The organism is Cryobacterium sp. N21 (assembly GCF_002929575.1).
GTDB lineage: Bacteria > Actinomycetota > Actinomycetes > Actinomycetales > Microbacteriaceae > Cryobacterium > Cryobacterium flavum.
On sequence record NZ_PJJQ01000018.1, the window covers coordinates 1 to 21,216 of the forward strand.

A 21,216-nucleotide genomic window follows, 5' to 3' on the forward strand; every position below is an offset into this window, starting at 1 on the left:
GAACGTCAGCGTGCTCTTGGCCTCGGTCACGTCGTCGCTGGGGGCGGTGCCGTCGGGGTCGAGGCGGGCCTGCCATTCCATGGCCTGCGCCCGCAGTACGTCGGGCGCGAAGCGGATGCCCGCGCCGGGGAGCCCGGCGGTTTCCGGGGTGCTGGCCCCGGTGGCGGTCGCGACGAGTGCGCGCTCAACCCCCTCGAGGTCGCCCGGTAGGACCTTCCCCTGCAGAGCGGTGAGGGTGCTGGCGATGATCTCGGCCGATTCCACCCCGAGTTCCCCGCTGGTCAGGCCGTCGGCGATGACCGGGTACCGCGCCGGGACAGGCAGGCCCAGCGGGGTACGTTCCACCGCGGTCTCACCGAGTTTCAGGCGCCGTTTGGCTTCGCGGCCCGAGATGCAGGCGAGTTGGGTGATGAATTCCACCCGGTTGCGGCATCCGTTTCGGTACGCCAGCGACCCGTTGCCAAGGTCGGTCTCGGCGCGCACACCGATGTCGGTGGTGGCGCGTAGCCTGGCACCATCGACCTTGCGGCCGAGCCCCTCCAACGCCGCGAGAACCGCAACAGCTTCAGCATCGTCGAGGTGACCGAACCGCACATCGTCCAACGCTGCCGCCAGAATGGCACCGGCCTGAGCCACCGCTTCAACGCGAGAACCCTGCGGCATCGAACCGGCTGCGGCAGGCGGGGCGGTGAGGGTCATGGCGTCGGTGCCTCCTTCACCCACAATTATAGCCCGAATCGTCCCTGAACACGAGCAAATCTCATAATTAAATTGACGCAGGTTCAGAATTTTTTTCTAAGAAGCGCCAGCAAAACGCGACCCCCTGCGTTGTGAGAAATGCCGCGCGGATGGTTGCCACCGATGATGTCGCACCGGTGCGCCTGCGTGGCGCGCCAGATTTCGGGCAAGGCAACCTGCGGATTGTGGGCAACGCCAGCGAAGCACGACGCGATGACCCGCACTCTCACGGACGGCCCCGATGAGTGGGCTACGGAGATCACCTCGACCGGGACGGCGTCGGCTGCGAAAGCTGACCCCGCCCGCTCAGAACCCGCGACGCCCGGCGAACAGCGCGTGCAACAGGGGCGGGACCGACGCGACTATGAGTACGGTGCCGAGCACTGCGTCATCCGCTCGCAGTAGTACTCCGGCGATTAGCAGGGCGCCGAACAACAGCGCCGACACGGTTTGCCGTGCGGTGCGCTCGAGTCGGGTGATGCGTTTCTCGAGACTCGGCGTAGCGACAGTAATGGAGCCGTCCTCGAACTGGGTGATGAGCGAATCGAGTCGCTTCGGCAGACGAACGGCAATGCCGACGGTCTCCATGGCCTGCTTCGCGAAGTCCTGCACGAGGTTGCCGCTCTCGTCGCGCAGCAGCTGCGCGGCGTAGGGCTCGACCGAATCCCAGAGGTTGAACGCGGGATTGAGTGCGCTGGACACCCCGGACGTGAGTGACATCGCCCGAATGATGAGCAGAAAGTTCTCGGGCAGCTGGAACGGCAGTGAGCGCACAACGTCGCCGAACTGCACCGCGAAATCGCGGAACTCCCGAGGATCGACCTCGCGCAGCTCGGCGAATCCCATGCCGCCGAACCGGGCGAACAGGGTCGTCATCGCCCGCTCGAGCTCGCTGGTCTCGGCCGAGGGCAACAGTACGCCGACGTCGCGCATGGCATTGACCAGGCCGCGGCCGTCACGCGACGCGGCGGCGATCAGCAGCTTGCGCAGGCCGCTGCGGGTGCTGGTGGGTACTTCGCCCATCATGCCGAAGTCGATGAAGGTCAGCTTCCACCCGCCCTCAGCATCAGGCGTTACGAAGATGTTGCCGGGGTGCGGATCGGCGTGAAAAAACCCCTTCGTAAACAGCTGGTCGAACATGACCGCCGCGAAGACCGGGGCCACCTCCACCGGGTCAATGCCCGCAGCCACGAGGGCGTCAACATCGGTGATCTTGATCGCCGTGACGTCTTCGAGGGTGAGCACCCGGCGGGTGGTGCGTTCCCAGACCACGCTGGGCACACCCACCCGGTCGTCGTCGGTGAAGGCCTCGGCGAAGCGCACGGAGCTCGCGGCCTCGTGCAGGTAGTCGATCTCCTCGAGGCTGGTGAGCGCGAACTCCTCCACCAGCGCCGGCATGTCGACCCGCCGGGAGACCAGCTTCACGTGACTGAGCCAGCCACCCACCTTGCGCAGGGCCGCCAGGTCGACGTCGATGATCTCGTCGATGCCCGGTCGCTGAATCTTCACGATGACCGTGTCGAGACCGGTGTCGGCGGCATCGATGGGGTTTAGCCGTGCCCGGTGCGCCTGCCCGAGGGAAGCCGCGGCCACCGGCGTCTCGTCGACCATGGTGAACGCGCGCTCGAGCGGCATACCCAGCTCCGCCTCGGCGGCGGCGCGAATGGCCCCGAATGGCACGGGGGCCACCTCGTCTTGCAGTCCCTCGAGCTCCTTGGTGATCTCGGGCGGCAGCACGTCGAGGCGCGAGGACATGAACTGCCCGACCTTGATCATGAGACCGCCGAGGTCGGCCGCGAGCACGTGGAAACCCTGGGCGAAGCGTCGCATCCGCTTGGAGCGTGTGCGTTCAGCTATTTTCACCAGCCCGATGCGAGGCAGGAACAACTCGAACCACCACGTGATCACCAGATACCAGCTGGCAAAACGCAGAATGCGGCGGTAGCGGGCGCGCATGTTGCCCGCGCCCGAAGTCGAATCGTAGCTACCTCGTCGAACCAGTGGCACCCCGTCAGTCCTGGGCGAGGATCGAGTAGAGCTTGCGACGCGCGTCGTCGAGCACCGTGACGGCCTCTTTGATCTGCTCCGGCGAGCCGGTGCGCCCGACCTGGGCGGCCGCCTGGGCGAGTTCGATTCCTGCTTTGGGCAGGGCCGCATGGCCGTGGCCAGAAGTCGACGCGGTGGCTTCCCACGGTGCGCTCGTATCGGCGTCAGCGACAGCCTCGCGACCCTCGTCGGTGAGCGAGTAGATCTTGCGACCGTTGCTCTCCTCGGCGCTGATCAGGCCTTCGTCGGCCAGCAGCTGCAGGGTCGGGTAGACCGAGCCGGCGCTGGGCTTCCAACTGCCGCCGCTGCGCTCCTCGATCTCGTGAATGATCTGGTAGCCGTGCATCGGCTGCTCGGCGAGCAGCGCGAGCACCGCGGTGCGCACCTCACCGCGGCCGGCTCGGGTGCCCGTTTGCTTCTCGAACCGCGAGCGGAACTGTTCCATGGCCTGCCAGATGCCGTCGATGTTGCCAGCGTTGAACCCGCCGGTGGGGAATGAATTGCCCATGATTTGCCTCCTCGGTATGAAGTGCTAACGATATACAGCGATAGGCCAACGATACCTAGCGATGGCCGCGAGCGATACACCCAAAACGGATGCTCAGGGCTGGCTCCCAGACAGGCCAGCAGTCACGCGCGACCCTGTCTCAGACGCTGCGCGCGTGCGCTCGCGCCAGCATCCGCTTTGCACGTGCGCGTCGAAAGAGCAGGAGAAAGACCACGACGGCTGCGGCACCGACGGCACTGGCCAGCCACATGTACCAGGCCTGCCCGGCCAGGGTGAAGAGCAGCGCACCGATCGTGCCCACCAGGGCCAGGAAGGCCAGGGTGAGATAGCGATCGTCAGCCCGCGCAAACGGATTCCGCACCTCGAGTGCCGGCTCGGTCACCGGCTCCCATACGACGACGAAGAACGTGGCGACGGGCCCGAGAAACAGCGAGACCACGAACCAGTTCCAGCGGGAGCGGTTCTTCTGCTCGGCCAGGCCCGCATTCACCAGGGCCAGCACGAACCAACCGCCGCCATTGAGCCACCAGTTACCTTGCTGCGGAGCCTGATAGACGATGTCGCTCACGAAGTTATGCATGCGTCATGCTCCCACGAATGGCGGCAGCGCGCTGATGCAATACGAACAGCGGACGCGACCTAGCCGTGCAATACAGTTCAGCGCACCACCCGATAGATGACGTGGGCGACCAGTTCCCGCTGAACGGCGCTGACCTGTTCCAGGTTGAGGTCATCCCGCCCTGTCAACAACGGCTCGCTGGCACCCAGCACCGCCGTCGCGATATGCAGGCGCAGTTCGTCGGTCGCTCCTGTGCTCGGTCTGCGCCCGTGTCCGTGGCGCGTGAAGGCTGCGGATCGAGCCCTGACCACACTCAGAATGCAGGGGCACACTTACCTATCCCGTGCAAACAGCGTCTTTGAAACGATCCAATTGCACCTGAATGCTCAGGGCATTGCTCTTTCCCCCGAGTTGTTTGAAGGCGGCATCACTCAGTTCTCTCACTTCCAGCATGCTGGCTGTGGTCGGGTCCAGCCCTGCGATATTATTCACCAGGATCAGAAGTGATGTCTCGTCGAGGGGCTCATCCGACGTCGAAAGATCAATCACCGTCTGGCATGAGACTGTCAACGCGTCGTCCCTCAGGGCACCCGGTTCACGCAAAGGCGCGGCCCAACGCCGCAAAATGTCATCGCTGGATTCCGCCGCTGTCGTTTGAGCCTTTACCAGCACGCTGACCTCGGACGGGCTCCGGCCCAAGGCTCTCGCCACGTCGTCGAGCAATTGTGCGCCCGTTCGCGCTCCTCCACATGCGGTAAGCACCGCCACGAGAACAACCGTCATCACCGCCCCGACCGATGTCCGCAACAGCCGCTTTCTGGGCCGCCCGAAATTGACATCCTCGTATGGTTTCATCGGATTGCCTTCCGTGATGTGGTTTGGAACGTCCTTGTTCCGGTACTGCCTGCCAGGCACGTGTGGCGCCGATATTGGCAGCACACAAGCCCAGTGTCAAGGTCACGCCCGCAGTGTTTAGCAAAAATCAGAAAGTTGCCTGCTTGCCCCGCGCCGGAGCTGCACCGAACCCTCGCGATGCAGTAGCGAGTAAATCCGTACGCTGTCGTCCCTCGCCGACTTTCATCTATTGGGTCAAATCGTCTTCGATCCCGGGCCCGCACGGCAAGCGGCGCTGTCCGCCGCCGGCAAGGCCGCACCCGAAATCGAGTCGCGATAGACGATGTCACGCAGTGGCCCAGGTCGAGAATCTCGGCGACCCGGCAGCAGCGACCTGAGAGAATAGAACCATCATGAAGACCCTCCTCAACATCATCTGGCTCGTGCTTTCAGGCTTCTGGCTGTTCCTTGGCTACATGCTGGCCGCCGTAATCATGTGCATTTTCATCGTGACGATCCCGTGGGGAATCGCGGCGGCGCGCATCGGCGTCTACGCGCTCTGGCCGTTCGGCAAGACTGTGGTGGAGGCGCCGGGCGCTGGCGTCGGGTCTCTTCTGGGCAACGTCGTCTGGGTAATTCTGGCCGGCTGGTGGATCGCCCTAGAGCACCTACTCTCTGGCATCGCTCTCTGCGTGACGATCATCGGCATCCCGTTCGGCATTGCCAACTTCAAGCTGATCCCGGTCGCGCTCATGCCGCTTGGCAAGCAGATCGTCGACACGCCCTAGCAAAGCGGATGCCGCCCGCTCCGGCACGGAATCGCAGGGAGCAGGCGACAGGCACGACTCTGGTCAGTAAGCGATCGGCTCCCGCGCAGCCACCGGGCGCTGTTCCGACGAGTCAACGGCCGCGTTGAACGCATTCTGCACGATGGGCATGCCGAGCTCAAACGGAGCAGTCGAGATCGCCATACGATCGACGCAATCTCCCTACGCAATCCCACCATTGCGCTGATCGAGCCCGCCGAGATCGCCATACGACCGACGCTTCTGTGTCTGCGGGGAATTCTTCGGCAGTGACGTGGCGAAGGCTCGTTCAAACGCGGCAGCGTCCTTCGAGCGGATGCCGTAGAGCCGACTCACCCACTCCCCCACGTGCAGCTCGATCCGGCTCCAGAACAGGCCGCGGGTGACGGCGACAATCTCGACGTCCTCGACCGCGGTCACGATATCGACGCCGCCCAGGGTGACCGTGATGGTGTCGCCGTCGAGTGCGAGTTTCCACTCGCCGGAGCTGGTGAGGACCTTGCCCCAGGCGGATGGCTGCCAAGTCGGCGGCATGCTGGCTGTCCTCTCGCTAGCTCGACGCGTTCGATCCCGTTGCAGGGTGAACGGCTGAATGGTCGTGCATTCCAACAATCGTCCTGAATACCCGGGGCGGGCTTCAATCCGCACTCCGCACTCTAGCCAACACGTAGCCGCCCCGCGGCCCTCGGACAGGGCTGATTTAGGGAGGTTCTGGCGCATCAGAGCGCCTCGGCTTCGTGGGTGGAGAGCTCTAGGCGGCGCAGCCGTCGGCGAGCGAGCGCGCGGTGCCGGGGGAAAGTCGCGGGCCAGGTGCAGAGGCTGATCCCCGGAACGGTAATCAGGTAGCCGGCGTGGCCAAGTTCCGCGAGGGGAAAGCGAACGTCGAAGGCGGCGTTGTGGGCCACGATAACGCGGCCGTCGAGCAGTACCACGCGCTACTCGTACACGTCCCCGCGATGGCCGACAGTGACCACGACCACCACAAGGATGTCGTTGCGGATGGTGTAGATAATCCGATAGCTGCCCACGCGCACCCGATAGCCGTCCCGAACCTGCAACGCTCTCGCCCCGGGCGGCCGAGGGTCTTCGCCCAGCAGGGCGATGGCGCCTTGTACCCGACCGCGGTCCTGCGGATCAATGCGTCGCAGGGCCTTGACCGCTGCCGGGCGCAATTCGATCCGGTATTTGCTCACATCCAGCCTAGATCCGCTTTGACCTGCTCCCAGGGAATGTTGTCGCCCTCGTCGGCCATCGCCACATCAAACGCCGCGACATCCTCAGCATCCTCAAGCGCTTCTTGCATGCGCGCGTACTGCTCGGGGCTCACCAGCACAGCAGCGACTTTTCCGCGACGCTCCAAGAAGACGGCCTCTGAGCTGGCCTGGGCAATCAACTCTGATAGGCGCGCCCTGGCGTCGGTGACGCTTGACTTCGACATGCCTCAAATGTACATCAGCGTGATCGCGATGTACATGTGCAGTGCAGATCTGCAGCCGGGCGCACGGTGCTCCGTCGGGTGGCCATGAACTCAGGTTCTGGTTCGCCCTCATAGCCATCCGGCTGCTGCGGATGACGTCTGACGTCTGACGGATGATGGGTGCGCGATGGTGGGCGCCGGTCAAGCCGAGGGGGCCCGCCAAAGGCCCTAAATCGGTCATGGCGAGCCTCCCGTTCGCGGCGATCGCCGTCCTCGGGCGACCACTCGACCAGCCCTAGCAGCTAGGGCCCCGAGCTTTGCTAGGGCTTCTCGACCTTTTTGCCCCTCGCCGGCTTCGGCGATGTCTCAGCCGGTCGGATGGGCGCCTCCGGGGCCGGCATCATGGAGCTGTACCGCTCTTCGTCGTCGAACATGCGCTTGGTCTTGCCGCGCACGTCTTTCACGTAACGCCCCATCGAGGCGCTCATGTTCGACACCGCGTCGGTACTCGCCATGAAAGTCATCGAACTGCCGGCGTCAAAGCCCAGGCGCTCCCCCGACAGCACGGCGTCTTGGTTGGCCCCGAGAAACATGAAGTCCCAGTTGTACTGCTCTTTCTGACGCGTAACCAGAGTGCGCACGGCTTCGAGGCCGAACTCCCGGCTGGAGTTCTCATCGCCGTCGGTGACGACGACGACCTGCACGGTTTCGGGGCGGGCGTGCTCGGGTAACGCCGCGAGAACCCGGCCGAAGCCGGTGACCGACTGACCGATGGCGTCGAAGAGCGCCGTGGCGCCGCGCGGCTCGAGCGAGATCGTGACGTTCTTCGGGTCGGCCAAGGAGCACTGCGTCTCAATCTCGGTGTCGAACGTGACGATATCAACGGTGAGCAGGCCGGGCTCGGCCGCCTGCTCGGCGAGCATCGTGGTGAGGCCGCCCACCATGTCATCACGGATGCCCGCCATCGAGCCGCTGCGATCGATGACCAGCAGCATGGCGGTGTAGTTCGGATCAGTCATGGTGTTCCCCTCAGAAGTTGCTCCCGGCGGGAACAAGTTGAGTGTGGCAGGAGCCACCGACATGGCTCCATGCACAGCGCAGCACAGCAGTGCGGCGGGGCTCGCGCGATAGCAAACTCCGACGCGGTGAATCGATGTCGTTCCGCGATCAGCGCAGCGGAAACACGCCCGCCAACCGCGCCAGGGCGGCCTCCCCCACGATCGGAATTCCGTAGTCGCGGGCCTTGCGCGCCTTGCCGGAGAGGGAGTCCGGGTCAGCGGCCACGAGCAGCGTGACCTTCTTGGTCACGGCACTCTTCGGGGCGAAGCCGCGGGCCAGCAGCTCGGATTCCCAGTCGCTGCGGGGCCGCATCATCTCGCCGGTCAGCACCACGAGATCGCCCAGGTGCAGTTCGAAGTGTGCGCTGGCCACCACCACGGATGTCGGCTCCGGCTGATCGAGTGCGGCGCCCCGGGCATCCGCTGAAATGTCGAGCAGGTTGGCGACGTCGACGAGGTCAGCCATCTCATCCGTGGTGAGCACGCCATCGGCCCAGGCGATGCGGGCGAGCGCGGCGAAATACTCGCCGTGCAGCAGCTCGCAGCGGTGGCGGCTGAGGCCGAGCTCCTCGGCAAGCTGCACGAGCGCCTGCGCTTCGTGCACCGAGAGCTTTCGATCGAGCAGGCAACGATCGAGCAGGGCGAGGTAGTCCTGGTGTTCGGCCGGCCCGGTAATTTCGGGCAGGCGCACACTGATGCGTTCCAGAAAAGCGGATGCCGTCTGCTCGGTCGCAAATTCCGGCCGCGCGTACCACGGGCGCTCCGGCACCGGCAGGGTCGGCCAGCGGTAGGCGGCAGCGCGATCCAGGGCGTCGGCCCACAAGACCAGGTCGGCAGCACCGAGAATGTAGTTGCTGAGCAATTGGGCGGTGGCGTAGGTATCAACGGACGCACGGTGGGCGCCGACGAGATCGATGTCGTAGGCGGCACAGCAGTCGGCGAGCGACCGACCGGTTCCGGCCAGAAAATCGCGGGCCAGTTGCATGGTGCAGAGGCTGATCACCGGTTCGGTGACGGGGTAGCCGGCGCGGGCAAGTTCGGCGAGCAGAAACCGCAGGTCGAAGGCGGCGTTGTGGGCGACGACGACGCGGCCGTCGAGTAGCGCCACGAGCTGTGGGGCGACCTCGGCGAAGGTGGGTGCGTTCATGACGTCGGCGGCGCGCACGCTGTGGATGTCCTGGCGCCCGAGGTCACGCCCGGGGTTGATGAGCGTCTCCCACTGGCCTTCGATCTGGCCGGCAGCGCTAAGGTGCACGACGGCTACCTCGATGACCCGGTGGTTGCCGCCTGCGAAGAGTCCGGTGGTCTCGAAGTCGATGACGGCGAAACCGGGCATGGTGCTCCTGAGCTGAATGAGGTGGTCTTCTGACTGTACCGAGGGGGTAGACGCGGGCGCGGCCCACGGATGCGGGGGTGTCAGCGGTTGCGGCGGTACGGCGTGAATGGTTTGCGGTACCCGCCGGCCGGCTTCATAACCGGCACCGACGGGCTTCCATCGAGGGCGAGCGTAGTCTTGCAGCGCGGGTAACGCCGACAGCCGAGAAAAGCCCCGCGTTTACTGGTGCGCTCGACCATGAACCCGCGGCCGCAGCGCGGGCAGACGACCGAGTGCAGCACCTCGCCGATCGCATTCGTGCGCAACACGGCCTGATCACGGATGAGTTCCATTACGAAGCGCGATTCGCGTTTGTTGATGGTGACTAAAAGCACACTGCGGCGGGCGCGGGTCAGCGCCACGTAGAACAGGCGGCGTTCCTCAGCCTTCGGAAATTCCTCGGCAGCCGGCATAGCGAGCCGCAACACCGGGTCGTTCGGAATGGTGCTCGGAAATCCCCATTTTCCCGACACCATGCCGGGTATCACGCTGTAGTCGGCCTCTCCTCCTTTCGACGCGTGGATCGTCATGAACGAGATGTCGAGCAGGTCCGCGAGGGGCTTGCAGCCCTCCAAGTAACTGCTCTGGTGGCGATACCGGCCGAGTACGAGCACCGACAGCTTGCGCCCCTGGACGCTGGGGACCTCGCCACTCGCCACGCGGGTATGCAAAGTCGTCAATCGATGACGTACGGCTGCTGCCACGGCATTCTCCGTGTCGACCGTCATTATGTCCACCGTTGGGGCATACTCGGCGGTCGACGAAAGGTGCGCTCGAGACGCATGGTCTCACTCGAGCCGAACCAGTTCTCGAAGCCGGTCATGACCGAGACATCAGCGCCAGCGAAGCGATTGATGCTCTGCCAGTCGTCGCCGACGGCGAACAGATAGCGCCCAGGTGCATTCACGAGCGCACGAGCCAGTCGGGCGCGGGCAAAGCTTGCGTCTTGAAACTCGTCGACCATTACGAGGTCATACGGGCTTAGCCAGTCGCCATCTTCAAGGTGCTGCGCTGACAGCGTCAGCATGTCCTCGAAGTCGATGCAGTCGTCAGCCGTCAGCTGCTCATTCCATTCCCGACGGATGGCCGTAAACAGTCTCAAGAACGACGCGTCGCGGTAGCGCACGGGACCGTGGGCGAGCGCTGCGAGGTTCTCGCTCAGCTGCTCTTCGGTGAGGCAATTGCTTTTGGCGTGGATGAGGAAGGTACGAAATGTGCCCAGCAGGAGTGCGTTCTCGACCGGCTTCTGGCCGACGGCGAGCCGATCGGCGTCGGGCTGCAGGGAGATACCCCGTTCGGTGAGCTCGCCGCCCAGGCGGGTAAGGTCTCGTCCACCCCACAGCTCCGACGTCGTGGTCTCGAGGAGAGTGGTGCCTTTTTTGCGGTGGATTTTGCGCTTCCATGCAACGCCCTCGAGATAGCCTTCGAAGGGCGACGAGCCATCCGCATCAATCGCCCAATGCTCGTGGTAAACGTTGATCGCCGGGTAGAAGAAATCAGGGTGGTACTGCCCGTGCGTGGGGTCAGCGGTCTCAACTTCATAGCGCTTCTCGTAGATGTAGTCGACGCCGTTGAAGAACAGCCAGTCAGCGATCATCCGCTCGCCAGCGCTCTTGACGGTTTCGCCGCGCGATGTCTGAAACCCCTCGCTCGCGTCGACCTTCTCCCCGTTATCGTCAGGGTAGTCACGAGCTAGCACCGCGCGAAAGAAGTCCCACTCCGAGCGGAACATGACATCAGTAGCCCGAAGTCGGTCAACGATCCGACCGAGTTGCTGAATGTCCTTGCCACCCTCAAGCCACGGCGCCAGCGACGGCTTCTTACCGGTGGCCTGACCGATGATGTCGAGGCCGAAGGCGTGAAATGTGCGAGCAACAACCTTGTCTGCGTCAAGCCCCAGCAGGGTGAGGCGATCGCGGGTGCGCTGCTGCAACTGTTTGGCTGCCGCCGAGTTGAAGGCGAGCATGAGTATCTTGTCGGCCGGGATGAGATTGCGGTGCAGCGCATATCCGGCTTTGGCGACCATCGTGGAGGTCTTGCCCGACCCCGCAGAGGCGACAACGAGCATCCGGTTGTCGAAGCAGACAACGGCCCGGGTCTGCTCTGGGGTCAGAGGCGACGATTCCACGCTGTCGAAGAATTCCCGACACTCATCCGTTTCACGCTCGAGATGGTTCTGATTTTCACGCGCGATGACGGCAAACACGTCTTCTGACCAGTGAGCAATCGTGTCAGCGATGTCGGCTGGCTGGGCTGCTATATGCGGTCGCAAGGACTTCTCGTCGAGCAGGTGACTGAAGCCGACGGCAGATTTGCGCGCGGCCCATTCGGTGCTGAATTCCCTGGTGATCCAGCCCATAGTGCGCAGGTGTTCGGTGAGCGCAGCAGTGAAGCTGTCGAGCCAGAGTGTCGCCTGGCGGGCTGCCGCGTCGAACTCGGCGGCGAGCTGCCGAAGCTGTAACGACTGCCGTGCTGCGGTGAAAGCGTGCTCAAACGCGGCGGCATCTTTCGAGCGGATGCCGCGGAGCCGGTCTACCCGCTCCCCCACCTGCAGCTCGATCTGGCTCCAGAACATGCCGCGGGTGACGACCACCGTCTCGATGTCCTCGACGGCGGTCGCGATGGAGGCACCGGCAACGGTCACCGTGACGATGTCGTCGTGGAAGGCGAGTTGCCAGTCACCGGATCCGGTGAGCGCCTTGCCCCAGGCGGAGGGCTGCCAGGTTTCGAGGTCGTGTTTGGTCATCGGGTTTTGCGCATGAGCTTGATCGTGCGCCCAATGAATGCGATGAGTGAAATCGGAATCGTGAAAATGAGAAAGGTCTGGGCCAGGGAACTCATAGCTGAAATCGAGGCTGCAGAAACGTCCGAAGCACCCAACCCGTATTGCCGGGCGAGGTACCCCGCGCCCGCCACAACAATGGTGAAGCCAAGAGCCATCCAGAACAATTTCAGGCCGTTGTGCCGAAGTACCTGAACGATGCCGTCAAGCATCCACGAGGCAGCAAATGGCAAGACACCCGCCCACAGCATTACGGCAGCGATCCCAGCAAACTGGGACACAATCACGGAAGAAATAATGGTCGACCCCTAAAACCATATTCACGTCTACTTTCCCAGTCGGGCAACGTTTGTGAAGCAAGCGGACCTGGCCGCTTCGGGCTTTGACACATGCTTCGAACTGTAACTACTCATCGGCCTCAGGCTTGGCCAAGGGATGGGTACCTCAGCCAATGAACACGCACATCTGTGGAGCAGCCCCATTCCTACTGGCATAGTGATTTGCTCATTCGCCGTCGCCGTCGCCGTCGCCGACAACAAGTGCAGTAATCGTTTCGCGGCTAGTCAAGCCCTCCAGCCCGCATCTACGCAGGTACTCGTAGGTTCCGTCGTAGAACTCGGATGCACGCGTAGGGTCGCTCGCATCTCCCATTGGCACAAAAATGACCATTCCTTGGCGAGCTCTGGTAAGGAGTACGCGATAGGCGTTCTCTAAAAATCGTTGGCTGCTGGCACTACGGCGGGCCTGCCAAGCCGTTCCCTTGAACTGCCAGTGTTTAAACTCTTTCCCGGTATGACGCAGGTCCGCGTCCCAACCGATGAGGGACCAGTCGAGCTCCAAACCCTGAATGTCGAACTCTGTTGCGACGAGCTCCATAGCATCGCTCGAACGGACATCCAATGGTTCGTTGAGGAACCACTGCGCCGGTTCAAGGCGATTCGACGCGTGAATTCCATAAGGTCGCAGCCGCATTCCGCCCGAGGAGGCGAGAACGCCGCGCGATTCTGTTCCGCGATTCTGGTGAACTAGCCAGGCGCGAGCATCGCCAATGTCTCGAGTAATATATATGGGATAGTCCGCCTGGAATTTCCGATATTCAATTTGAGCCAAGCCTGGCTCATTGTTAATCAAATAATGAACCATGCGTGAAAGGTATTCGGCCCGAAAGGACCGCATCGACGTCGATAGATGAAGCCCCGGCCTTGATTCTGCGACTCGTACGTCTGACGCAAGCTCAGCAAAGTCAAGGTCCCCTCCATCGTAGGCATCGTCTGACAATTGGGAAGAGAAGTACACATCCCATTCGGGATACTTCAGCTTAAGGGCGTCGAACCAGCCCGGCAGACCGACCTCGCCAGTGTTGATTTCTTGTCCACCCCCAATCAGAGCAACAACAACGCACCAATCGACGTGCCGATCCATTACTCCTATCAGGAATTCCGGCTCGGACATATCGAAGTCCACAATGCCCTTCTTCTGCGACATGAATTTGACGGTCTGAGCCTTGTCCCAGGCCCTTTGCGCTTCATCGAAAACTACGACGCGCTCACGTGGCGCCTTTGGGTCGCGCATCGTTTCATCCCGGAAGTGGTGAACATTTTGAATGAATCGTTCAGTTTCTCGCCGCGCACTGGTAATGGATGCCTCAGGGTTACGGATCTTAGTATCGCGGGCCAGCGCCTCCCGAAGTACCGTCACTAACGGCCCGTTGCCTGACAGAAAAACCGCCAAGTCCTGTTCAAGTTGTTGGTCCTCACTGTCGAGAACCGTTGCAATATTCAGGCCAGCGAGGGTTTTGCCCGATCCCGGCACTCCAGTGACAAAGCAGATACTCTTCCTGCCCCGTTTGCGAGAGCTTCGCACTACTTCCTGAATTGTTTCAGTTGTCAGCGACAGATTTTCAGCCGTCGCTCCACTCCGGCTAATTTCGACAACGCTGTGGTTTGCATACAAATATTGCGCCGCTTCAATAATCGTCGGGGTGGGGTTATATGTTCCACCCGCCCATTGCGTGGCGTCAATAGGCGCTAGGTTGGCTTCTCCTGTAACACTCGAAAGAATCCACCCGAGATTGTGGCCGTTTGAGAGAATTGGCGCCGCTACTTTGTCTTCGTTGAAGACGAGTTCCACTTCCCGTACCTGCGCACGCGTGCAAATCAGCACAGGAATAATAGGCACGTTTTCGCAGGTGCTATGGAAATTCTTTAGATCAATTGCGTAACCCTCCGCCTGTCGTATGTCAGCGGCGTCAAAATTCTCTGCCCCGACCTTGAATTCAAGTACGAAGATTGCCGAGTCCTTAACAACAACGACGTCGGCTCGCCGGCCAACTCGCGGAATTGAGAACTCAAAATACACATCGCCCAGCGGATCCACTGCGAGCTCTCGTTTGAGGATTTCGATCTGCTGCTGCCATGCCACAAGCTGCGTTTGCTCGACATTTCTTGCGTCCGCAATCAATCGCCCGAGAACAGTGCTTGAGGCCTCTCGAAGATACTCATGGACAGGCGCTGAATAGTAGGCGCGTGCAATTGTTCGGCTCAAGCGGTCCCCCATTTATTCGCAACAAGCAGTGATTTAGCTTTGCACACCCTACTTAGTCACCAAGGTGCCACGTATATGACCCGTCATTCCAATTCACTGTCGCAGAAAATCTGTAACCGCTAGCTGTTCCGTCAGCATTTTCCGTGCTAATCGCTATGCAGGAATATGTTGTAGTGAGCGCCGTGAGATCGTCCGTGGAGCCACCTCCGAGTGGCGTGCAAGACGACCGCAGGATAGGGCCTTCGAGAGTCTCCTCACTGACCTTTTTCTGGGCGTCCGTGGTGATTGAACCTTCGACTTCACCCACCATCGATAGACGAACTGCCCGCTCGGCATCATCGGCCACTTCTTGGGCTTTTACCGATGCGGCCAATCGCGCTGCCGCACTCTCCTTTTCGACTTTTGCTGCTTTCGCAGACGCTTCGGCGGCTACGACTTCATCATTGTGCGCGATAGTCATTGCAATCGCCGCGCTGGCCCCACCGAGCAGCACCACGGCAGCAATGACGATTGCTGTCACCCGCACTCTTCGGTTTTTCCACGCATTCACTTTGAGAAAGCCCTTGCCGCAATTAGGACAGAATTCCCCCTGGGTCTGAGACTGAACGCTGCAGGAGGAACAAACTCTTGTTAGGGAGGACTCGCTACCGACGCGTTCCTCGGGCACTTCCAGGTCTGGCTGGTCAGCCAGAGAATTGTGATTGTCGTCAGGCGATTTCAACAGTTCATCAGGCACTTGAGCAGTTTCTTGTTCGGGCATATTTTTACCCTATAAGTACGGAAATTGGTCCCACGGCGATTGCCACATGCTTCTGCACCCAGTTCGGGGCGTAATGCTTCTAACGAGCAACGCTAGTCGAATGTTGAGGAGTTCAGATAGAGCCATCGTTCTTCACGATGCCGGGCAGCCGATTTAGACGTCGTCGGCCGTGGCCACGATTGCCCGCATGTCTGTCCACGCCGACTGCAGCAGCGGTGTGACATCGGTGCCGTTCACCATCACTGTCCCAACCTGCACCACGACGGAGTTCGTGTGCGCCTGATACCGTCCATGCACTTTGACATCAGCCGGCGACCATTCCTTGGCCAGGGTCACCCAGTTATCTATGACGAGCACGAATAGACATACGTCATATCCATCAGACCTGATCGCGGAGAAGATCTGCGATGGGCTGGTATCCGCGACGACGTTCCGCACTTTCACCTGCACGCGACGACCGTCACCGGCGAGCAGATCATACGACTTGGCGGAGTCCTTCTCCAGGATGCCGTCGTAGGCGATCGAGGCCGCGTACTCGGCGAGGTCACCAACCGGGGCGTTCTTCGTGCGAATAAGTCCGCGCTGGCGGAGTTCGTCAAGGATGCCGGAATAGGTGTCGATCAGTTCCCCGACACTCAAACTGTGCAGCTCAGAGTTGGTCATTTTGAGATCTTGTCAGACATTCTCAGCTGCGGTTGAAGACACACGCTCAGGCCCGAGCAGCCCGCAGAACCTCGATGAACGCCCGCGTGCAGGCTGTCTGGCGCTGCCCAGGCAGGTAAGCGATGGAAATATTGCGGGTCACCGTAGGCGTGAGTGGAATGTGCGCGAGGTCGGCGAATTGCATCATCGGCAGCACCATGCCGGGAACAGCCGTGATGCCGAGGCCGGCGGCCACCAGTCCGGCCACAGCACCCACATTCTCCGCGGGAATGATCGAGCCGAGTTGTGCGCCGGCATCGGCAAGGGCGCGCCGGGCGATGCTCTCAATGCTGCTGTCGGGGCCGAATGCAATGAAGGCCTCGCCGGCCAGCTCCTGCCAGCCGACCGAGGCACGCAACGCGAAACGGTGGGTACGCGGAACAGAGCAATAAAACGAGTCTGTGCCGATGGGTTCCTGATTCAGTCCTGCCAGCGGACCGGTGGTGGCGACCACCGCCATGTCAACCGTGCCGGCGCGCACCTCAGCGAGTGTGTTCGCGAGCAGACCGTCTTTGATTGAGACCCGCACGCCCGGGTTCGCCTGCCGAAATGCCAGAACGTGCGGCGGGAGAAAGGTCGCGGCGAGGGAGGGAAGGCACGCGATGGAGACCGAACCGCGATCGCCGGTGAGAAAACTCTCGATGTCGCGCATTCCCGCGTCGAACCCGAGCAGAATACGGCGGGCGTGTTCGGCGACCTCCCGCCCATCGGCGGTGGCGTGCACGCTGCGTGTTGTGCGCACGAACAGGCTCACGTTCAGACGTTGTTCCGCATCGGCGATCGTGCGACTGAGTGCGGATTGCGCGAGGCCGAGCGACCGTGCAGCGGCCGTGAAGCTACCGCAGTCGGCAAGGGCGACGACGCCACGCAGATGCGAGACCGTCAGATTTATGCTCATTTGCATGAGTTTATGCCCAACTGATGTTGGCCCGCATAGGTAGTCGTGACGCAGACTCGGAGAGAACCTAAGGGGATCAATGATGCTTTCCATTTTGGGCTATGCCACCATAGCCATCATTCTGGCGCTGCTGCTCAAGCAATACGTGGCCGCCGTCATCGCACTCGCGGTGGTGCCGATTCTCGCCGCCCTCGTGGCCGGTAACTCACCGCTCGAAATCGCCGGATTCATTCAGGACGGGCTCTCCGGAGTGGTCGGCGTCACCGCCATGTTTGTGTTCGCCATTCTGTTCTTCGGCGTGATGCGCGACGCCGGGCTGTTCGACCCTGTGATCAACCGCATCGTGAAACTCGCTGGCAGCGCGCCCGCCACCGTGACCGTGGCGACCACTGCCCTGGCCATCGTGGCGCACCTCGACGGCGCCGGCGCCACCACGTTTCTGATCGCGATCCCCGCCATGCTGCCACTCTACGAGCGACTCGGCATGAGTCGTCTCGTCCTCACGACCTGCGTCGGTCTCGGCGCCGGCGTCATGAACCTGATGCCCTGGGCCGGACCGACCGCCCGCGCCGCGGCCACCATCAACGTGGACGCCAACGAGATTTGGGTGCCGCTCATTCCGGCGCAGATCGCGGGCATCCTGATGTCCCTCGGTGTGGCCTACCTGCTGGGTCGTCGAGAAGCACGCCGCCTGGAACGTGTCGCACTCGGCGATTTCTCCCCCGCACCGCGTTGGTTCGGGTGGTCTGGCGCACGCGGCGGGGACGCTGCAGGCATCCGTTCTCGGCCAATGGCGACTGAGCTGTTTACTGAACCCACCTCGGGCGGCGTGGCGACCGATCAGGCGACACTGCAGTCGACCCTGCTTCGCCCGAAGCTCATGTGGGTGAACACCATTCTGCTCGTGGCCACGCTGGCCACACTCATCTCGGCCGTCGCCTCCCCCGCGATGGTATTCATGGTCGCCGCAAGCCTCGCCCTGGTGATCAACTACCCCGGACTCAAGATTCAAAGCGAGCGCTTCGACGCGCACGCCAAGGGCGCGATGCTTATGGCGAGCACCCTGCTCGCCGCTGGCGTGCTGCTCGGCGTGCTCGAGGGCAGCGGCATGATCGACGCGATGGCCACGAGCACGGCGTTGCTCATTCCCGACGCGATCATGCCGGCGCTCCCGCTCATCGTGGGCATCATCGGCGTTCCGCTCAGCCTCGTCTTCGGGCCGGACGCCTACTACTTCGGCTTTCTGCCGGTGCTCGTCGGCGTCGGCGACCAGTTCGGCATCAGCGCACTGCACCTCGCGCAGGCCTCAGTCATTGGAGAAGAAACAATGGGATTCCCCATCAGCCCGCTCACCGGAGCGTTCTACCTGCTCGTGGGCCTCGGCCAGGTCGACATCGGCCGGCATATTCGCCACATGATCGGCTGGGCCTGGCTGGTCAGCCTCGGCATGCTCGCCGTCGCCATCGCCACGGGTGTCATCCCCCTGTGGGCCGCGTGAGCACCGCGCGCAGCACGCTGCGGCTCGGCGCCGGCGCGGGATTCTCGGGTGACCGCATCGACCCGGCCCGCGACCTCGCCGAACGCGGCGAGCTCGACTACCTCATCTTCGAGTGTCTCGGTGAGCGCACTGTCGCCACCGGCCAGGCCCGTCGCCTGATCGACTCGAACGCAGGCTTTGACCCGCTGCTCGACAAGCGGATGCGCGCGGTACTGCCCCACACGACGGCCAACGGCACGACCGTGGTCACCAACGCCGGTGCAGCGAACCCCGTCGCCGCCGCAGAGCTCGTGGCTCGCACCGCCGCCGAGGTCGCGGCCGGGCCGGTACGTGTCGCCGCCGTCACCGGCGACGACGTGCTCGAGCAGGTGCGTCGCCACAACCCCGTTGTCTGGGAAACCGGTCGGCATCTGTCGGAGCACGCCGAAGAACTCGTCTCGGCAAATGCCTATATCGGTGCTGGTGCGGTGATTCCCGCGCTCGAACTCGGCGCCAACGTTGTGATCACCGGTCGCCTCGCTGATCCTTCGCTCTATCTCGCGCCCCTCGCGTTCGAATTCGGGTGGCAGGCTTCCGACTACGCAACGCTCGGGGCGGGAACTGCGGTCGGGCATCTTCTCGAATGCGCCGGGCAACTCACGGGCGGCTACTATGCGGATCCGGTGACCAAGCCGGTGCCAAACCTGGCCTACCTGGGGTTTCCGTTCGCCGACGTGCGGGCCGACGGCTCGGCCGTCTTCGGCAAGCTCGACGGCTCCGGCGGCACGCTCACCACCCGCACCTGCGCGGAACAGCTGCTCTACGAAGTGGGCGACCCGGTCGCGTACCTCACACCCGACGTCACCGCAGATTTCACCGGAGTGTCGTTCTCGCAGGTAGCGACCGACCGGGTCGCCGTCGAGGGCGCGACCGGCGGCATCCGCCCCGACGAACTGAAAGTAACCCTCGGCTTTCGCGGCGGCTGGCTCGGCGAGGGGCAGATCAGCTATGCCGGCCCGAGAGCGCTGCAGCGCGCCGAGCTCGCCGGCGACATCGTGCGACAGCGGCTGCGCGAGGTGCACGGCCTTGCCGCCGAGAACATCTTCGTCGAGTTCATCGGCGCCGGCGCCGCATTCCGTGGATTGGACGCCCGCAGCGACCCCCATGAAGTGCGCCTGCGCGTCACCGCCCAAGCCGCCAGCTTTGACGCAGCGGATGCCGTGGGCTGGGAAGTCGAGGCCCTCTACACGAACGGCCCAGCCGCTGGTGGCGGGGCCCGTCGCTCAACCACCGAGGTGCTGTCGATCAGGTCGTGCCTGATTCCGCGGCATTTGGTGCCCACCGACGTGCACCTACTGGAGGTGACAAAATGACCGCGCTCGATCTGTTGGCGGATGTTCGCACCGGCGACAAAGGGTCGACGCTGATTCTGGCGGTGTTCCCCCGCGACGACGAGTCGTTTCGGTATTTACTGCATCGTCTGACCGGCGCGGTGGTTGCAGCGCACTTCGGCGATCTGGTCACCGGCGACGTGCGACGCACAGCCCTGCCACAGCTGCCGGGTTTCGTGTTCGAGCTGCCGGGCGTGCTCGGCGGCGGTGTGACGGGGTCGCCCACCCTCGACGGACACGGGAAGACGCTGAGCTACCACCTGCTGAGTTTGGACCTGTAGCGAGTCTGACGCGCGGGTCGCTAGGCGGTCACCAGCAGGCGAGCATCCGTTTGGCTGGCCAATTTGCGGTCGAAGGTGTATAGCGGCTGATTCGATGTCAGCTCTGCCGACGTCACGAGGTAGCAGTCCTCAAACGACAGGTTGGGATGCCCGACGAACAAAGCCAGTACGCGATCGAACAGGGCGGCATTGGCGACGATTTGGGGCAGATTCACGAGACCATGAATGGCTTCTCGCTGCTGCTCACGATTGAGCCCGTACGTGTGCCCCAACACGAACGCTGTCTCGACGAGTGCGATATCGGACACGACAAAGGTGCCGCCCGTGTGAAGCAGCGCCACAGCGGCGTCGTGCTGTTCGGGCACATCGTTCAGCAGCAATCGAAGAACGACATTTGCGTCCAAGGATGCGCTCAATGTGCGCTCTCGTCGTGACGGTGTTCCTGGTAGTAGGCGTCGACGTCTGTGACGGGCTCGACGATCGTCGCGTAGCTGGAGATTCGTGCACTGAGGGCTTCGATGTGCGCCACCGGCGCTTTGTTGATCGTGCCGCTGGCTTCGTCGATCGAGATTTCCAGTCGATCACCGCGTTCAAGCTGTAGGGCTTTGCGCACTGCTGCGGGAAGCGTTAGTTGGCCCTTGCTGCTCAAAGTCACGATCGCCTTCATGACTTACATTTTAGGTGGCGTAAGGCAGCACGGCGAGAGTCATTTGCTCAACCACGCCGGCTCACTGAGCTGATTCCGAAACTCGTCCGGCGCGATCCAGATTTGATTGGGAGTCGGTGCCAGCATCCACTCTGGAATTTCAGCTGGGTCAGGCGAGCTGCGTCAGCCGCACGACGATGCCGACAATTGGCAGAAGGGAGCAGAGTACGGTCACGACGCCGATCACCACAAGATTACCGGGCAGCAGCACCAGCAGGATCGATCCTAGAAAGGTTGCGGGTCGGGGTTGTCGGCGTTGTCGGTGTTCCAGACGGAGGTCCACGGGTTGGGCGGGGGTGGTGCTGGCGCGGTCGGCGGGGGTGGTGCTGGCGCG

25 protein-coding genes and 1 pseudogene are annotated in these 21,216 nt (G+C 62.7%); 4 read left to right on the forward strand and 22 right to left on the reverse strand.

What is annotated here, in order from left to right; translation table 11 throughout:
* The 6 genes and pseudogenes from CXY77_RS00745 to CXY77_RS00770 all read right to left on the reverse strand — a co-directional run.
* Positions 1-699, reverse strand: a pseudogene (locus CXY77_RS00745) (hypothetical protein); the annotation flags it as partial.
* 345 nt (positions 700-1,044) lie between these two features.
* Positions 1,045-2,694: an AarF/ABC1/UbiB kinase family protein gene (locus CXY77_RS00750; protein ID WP_104129405.1), complete on the reverse strand. Its 1,650-nt coding sequence runs from the start codon at positions 2,692-2,694 to the stop codon at positions 1,045-1,047.
* A 55-nt stretch (positions 2,695-2,749) separates the two neighbouring features.
* Positions 2,750-3,292, reverse strand: a complete 543-nt coding sequence (locus CXY77_RS00755) for a PadR family transcriptional regulator (protein ID WP_104129406.1) — start codon at positions 3,290-3,292, stop codon at positions 2,750-2,752.
* 139 nt (positions 3,293-3,431) lie between these two features.
* The gene (locus CXY77_RS20280; protein WP_199181820.1) at positions 3,432-3,872 is read right to left on the reverse strand and encodes a hypothetical protein; all 441 of its coding nucleotides are present in this window, start codon (positions 3,870-3,872) and stop codon (positions 3,432-3,434) included.
* A 77-nt stretch (positions 3,873-3,949) separates the two neighbouring features.
* A complete protein-coding gene (locus CXY77_RS00765; RefSeq protein ID WP_104089787.1) occupies positions 3,950-4,162 on the reverse strand; it encodes a hypothetical protein in 213 nt (70 codons plus the stop codon).
* Positions 4,163-4,187: 25 nt separating this feature from the next.
* Positions 4,188-4,706 carry a hypothetical protein gene (locus tag CXY77_RS00770; protein WP_104129408.1) on the reverse strand — a complete coding sequence of 173 codons (519 nt, stop codon included), beginning with the start codon at positions 4,704-4,706 and terminating at the stop codon, positions 4,188-4,190.
* A gap of 392 nt (positions 4,707-5,098) precedes the next feature.
* On the opposite strand from CXY77_RS00770, the gene CXY77_RS00775 reads away from it, so the two are divergent.
* Positions 5,099-5,473 (forward strand): YccF domain-containing protein, encoded by a 375-nt coding sequence (locus tag CXY77_RS00775; protein ID WP_104089784.1) that lies wholly within the window; start codon positions 5,099-5,101, stop codon positions 5,471-5,473.
* A gap of 201 nt (positions 5,474-5,674) precedes the next feature.
* Here CXY77_RS00775 and CXY77_RS00780 read toward each other — a convergent pair whose 3' ends face one another.
* The 13 genes from CXY77_RS00780 to CXY77_RS00835 form a co-directional block, all read right to left on the reverse strand.
* Positions 5,675-6,025 (reverse strand): hypothetical protein, encoded by a 351-nt coding sequence (locus CXY77_RS00780; protein WP_158252725.1) that lies wholly within the window; start codon positions 6,023-6,025, stop codon positions 5,675-5,677.
* A gap of 185 nt (positions 6,026-6,210) precedes the next feature.
* Complete coding sequence (locus CXY77_RS00785; protein WP_104129409.1) at positions 6,211-6,423, reverse strand: hypothetical protein; 213 nt, start codon at positions 6,421-6,423, stop codon at positions 6,211-6,213.
* A gap of 3 nt (positions 6,424-6,426) precedes the next feature.
* On the reverse strand, positions 6,427-6,684 hold the full coding sequence (locus CXY77_RS00790; RefSeq protein WP_104129410.1) for a type II toxin-antitoxin system RelE/ParE family toxin: 258 nt from the start codon (positions 6,682-6,684) through the stop codon (positions 6,427-6,429).
* Entirely contained in the window at positions 6,681-6,929 is a 249-nt protein-coding gene (locus CXY77_RS00795; protein WP_104129411.1) for a type II toxin-antitoxin system Phd/YefM family antitoxin, read from the reverse strand. The genes CXY77_RS00790 and CXY77_RS00795 overlap by 4 nt, the downstream gene beginning before the upstream one ends.
* Positions 6,930-7,228: 299 nt before the next feature.
* Complete coding sequence (locus tag CXY77_RS00800; RefSeq protein WP_104089779.1) at positions 7,229-7,927, reverse strand: vWA domain-containing protein; 699 nt, start codon at positions 7,925-7,927, stop codon at positions 7,229-7,231.
* Between the two features lie 148 nt (positions 7,928-8,075).
* Positions 8,076-9,302, reverse strand: coding sequence for an exonuclease domain-containing protein (locus CXY77_RS00805; protein ID WP_104129412.1), 1,227 nt, complete (start codon positions 9,300-9,302; stop codon positions 8,076-8,078).
* A gap of 80 nt (positions 9,303-9,382) precedes the next feature.
* The gene (locus CXY77_RS00810; RefSeq protein WP_104129413.1) at positions 9,383-10,069 is read right to left on the reverse strand and encodes a topoisomerase DNA-binding C4 zinc finger domain-containing protein; all 687 of its coding nucleotides are present in this window, start codon (positions 10,067-10,069) and stop codon (positions 9,383-9,385) included.
* Positions 10,069-12,087 carry a UvrD-helicase domain-containing protein gene (locus CXY77_RS00815; RefSeq protein WP_104129414.1) on the reverse strand — a complete coding sequence of 673 codons (2,019 nt, stop codon included), beginning with the start codon at positions 12,085-12,087 and terminating at the stop codon, positions 10,069-10,071. Before CXY77_RS00815 ends, CXY77_RS00810 begins: the two co-directional genes overlap by 1 nt.
* Positions 12,084-12,410, reverse strand: a complete 327-nt coding sequence (locus CXY77_RS00820) for a hypothetical protein (protein WP_092338855.1) — start codon at positions 12,408-12,410, stop codon at positions 12,084-12,086. Before CXY77_RS00820 ends, CXY77_RS00815 begins: the two co-directional genes overlap by 4 nt.
* A 217-nt stretch (positions 12,411-12,627) precedes the next feature.
* Positions 12,628-14,667, reverse strand: coding sequence for a DUF2075 domain-containing protein (locus CXY77_RS00825; RefSeq protein ID WP_199181821.1), 2,040 nt, complete (start codon positions 14,665-14,667; stop codon positions 12,628-12,630).
* Positions 14,668-14,719: 52 nt separating this feature from the next.
* Positions 14,720-15,427, reverse strand: coding sequence for a hypothetical protein (locus CXY77_RS19770; protein ID WP_140425431.1), 708 nt, complete (start codon positions 15,425-15,427; stop codon positions 14,720-14,722).
* Between the two features lie 153 nt (positions 15,428-15,580).
* On the reverse strand, positions 15,581-16,090 hold the full coding sequence (locus CXY77_RS00830) for a hypothetical protein (protein WP_104129416.1): 510 nt from the start codon (positions 16,088-16,090) through the stop codon (positions 15,581-15,583).
* A 46-nt stretch (positions 16,091-16,136) separates the two neighbouring features.
* Complete coding sequence (locus tag CXY77_RS00835; RefSeq protein WP_199181822.1) at positions 16,137-17,027, reverse strand: LysR family transcriptional regulator; 891 nt, start codon at positions 17,025-17,027, stop codon at positions 16,137-16,139.
* Positions 17,028-17,106: 79 nt separating this feature from the next.
* On the opposite strand from CXY77_RS00835, the gene CXY77_RS00840 reads away from it, so the two are divergent.
* The 3 genes from CXY77_RS00840 to CXY77_RS00850 are packed head-to-tail and all read left to right on the forward strand — an operon-like array spanning position 17,107 to position 20,176.
* The gene (locus tag CXY77_RS00840; protein ID WP_233197145.1) at positions 17,107-18,525 is read left to right on the forward strand and encodes a CitMHS family transporter; all 1,419 of its coding nucleotides are present in this window, start codon (positions 17,107-17,109) and stop codon (positions 18,523-18,525) included.
* Positions 18,522-19,877, forward strand: a complete 1,356-nt coding sequence (locus tag CXY77_RS00845) for an acyclic terpene utilization AtuA family protein (RefSeq protein ID WP_198412734.1) — start codon at positions 18,522-18,524, stop codon at positions 19,875-19,877. Before CXY77_RS00840 ends, CXY77_RS00845 begins: the two co-directional genes overlap by 4 nt.
* Positions 19,874-20,176 (forward strand): hypothetical protein, encoded by a 303-nt coding sequence (locus tag CXY77_RS00850; protein ID WP_092338863.1) that lies wholly within the window; start codon positions 19,874-19,876, stop codon positions 20,174-20,176. Before CXY77_RS00845 ends, CXY77_RS00850 begins: the two co-directional genes overlap by 4 nt.
* 20 nt (positions 20,177-20,196) lie before the next feature.
* On the opposite strand, the gene CXY77_RS00855 is transcribed toward CXY77_RS00850, so the two are convergent.
* From CXY77_RS00855 to CXY77_RS20015, 3 genes are all read right to left on the reverse strand, one after another.
* Entirely contained in the window at positions 20,197-20,580 is a 384-nt protein-coding gene (locus CXY77_RS00855) for a PIN domain-containing protein (RefSeq protein WP_158252726.1), read from the reverse strand.
* Between the two features lie 8 nt (positions 20,581-20,588).
* Positions 20,589-20,843, reverse strand: a complete 255-nt coding sequence (locus CXY77_RS00860; protein ID WP_199181823.1) for an AbrB/MazE/SpoVT family DNA-binding domain-containing protein — start codon at positions 20,841-20,843, stop codon at positions 20,589-20,591.
* A gap of 148 nt (positions 20,844-20,991) precedes the next feature.
* The coding region (locus CXY77_RS20015) for a hypothetical protein (protein WP_158252727.1) at positions 20,992-21,216 on the reverse strand (225 nt) is incomplete at its 5' end.

Coding starts and splice junctions, on each gene's coding strand:
- CXY77_RS00750 (WP_104129405.1), bottom strand. CDS start 2,694: ATGCGCGCCCGCTACCGCCGCATTCTGCGTTTTGCCAGCTGGTATCTG.
- CXY77_RS00755 (WP_104129406.1), bottom strand. CDS start 3,292: ATGGGCAATTCATTCCCCACCGGCGGGTTCAACGCTGGCAACATCGAC.
- CXY77_RS20280 (WP_199181820.1), bottom strand. CDS start 3,872: ATGCATAACTTCGTGAGCGACATCGTCTATCAGGCTCCGCAGCAAGGT.
- CXY77_RS00770 (WP_104129408.1), bottom strand. CDS start 4,706: ATGAAACCATACGAGGATGTCAATTTCGGGCGGCCCAGAAAGCGGCTG.
- CXY77_RS00775 (WP_104089784.1), top strand. CDS start 5,099: ATGAAGACCCTCCTCAACATCATCTGGCTCGTGCTTTCAGGCTTCTGG.
- CXY77_RS00780 (WP_158252725.1), bottom strand. CDS start 6,025: ATGCCGCCGACTTGGCAGCCATCCGCCTGGGGCAAGGTCCTCACCAGC.
- CXY77_RS00795 (WP_104129411.1), bottom strand. CDS start 6,929: ATGTCGAAGTCAAGCGTCACCGACGCCAGGGCGCGCCTATCAGAGTTG.
- CXY77_RS00800 (WP_104089779.1), bottom strand. CDS start 7,927: ATGACTGATCCGAACTACACCGCCATGCTGCTGGTCATCGATCGCAGC.
- CXY77_RS00805 (WP_104129412.1), bottom strand. CDS start 9,302: ATGCCCGGTTTCGCCGTCATCGACTTCGAGACCACCGGACTCTTCGCA.
- CXY77_RS00810 (WP_104129413.1), bottom strand. CDS start 10,069: ATGACGGTCGACACGGAGAATGCCGTGGCAGCAGCCGTACGTCATCGA.
- CXY77_RS00815 (WP_104129414.1), bottom strand. CDS start 12,087: ATGACCAAACACGACCTCGAAACCTGGCAGCCCTCCGCCTGGGGCAAG.
- CXY77_RS19770 (WP_140425431.1), bottom strand. CDS start 15,427: ATGCCCGAACAAGAAACTGCTCAAGTGCCTGATGAACTGTTGAAATCG.
- CXY77_RS00830 (WP_104129416.1), bottom strand. CDS start 16,090: ATGACCAACTCTGAGCTGCACAGTTTGAGTGTCGGGGAACTGATCGAC.
- CXY77_RS00835 (WP_199181822.1), bottom strand. CDS start 17,027: ATGAGCATAAATCTGACGGTCTCGCATCTGCGTGGCGTCGTCGCCCTT.
- CXY77_RS00840 (WP_233197145.1), top strand. CDS start 17,107: ATGATGCTTTCCATTTTGGGCTATGCCACCATAGCCATCATTCTGGCG.
- CXY77_RS00850 (WP_092338863.1), top strand. CDS start 19,874: ATGACCGCGCTCGATCTGTTGGCGGATGTTCGCACCGGCGACAAAGGG.
- CXY77_RS00860 (WP_199181823.1), bottom strand. CDS start 20,843: ATGAAGGCGATCGTGACTTTGAGCAGCAAGGGCCAACTAACGCTTCCC.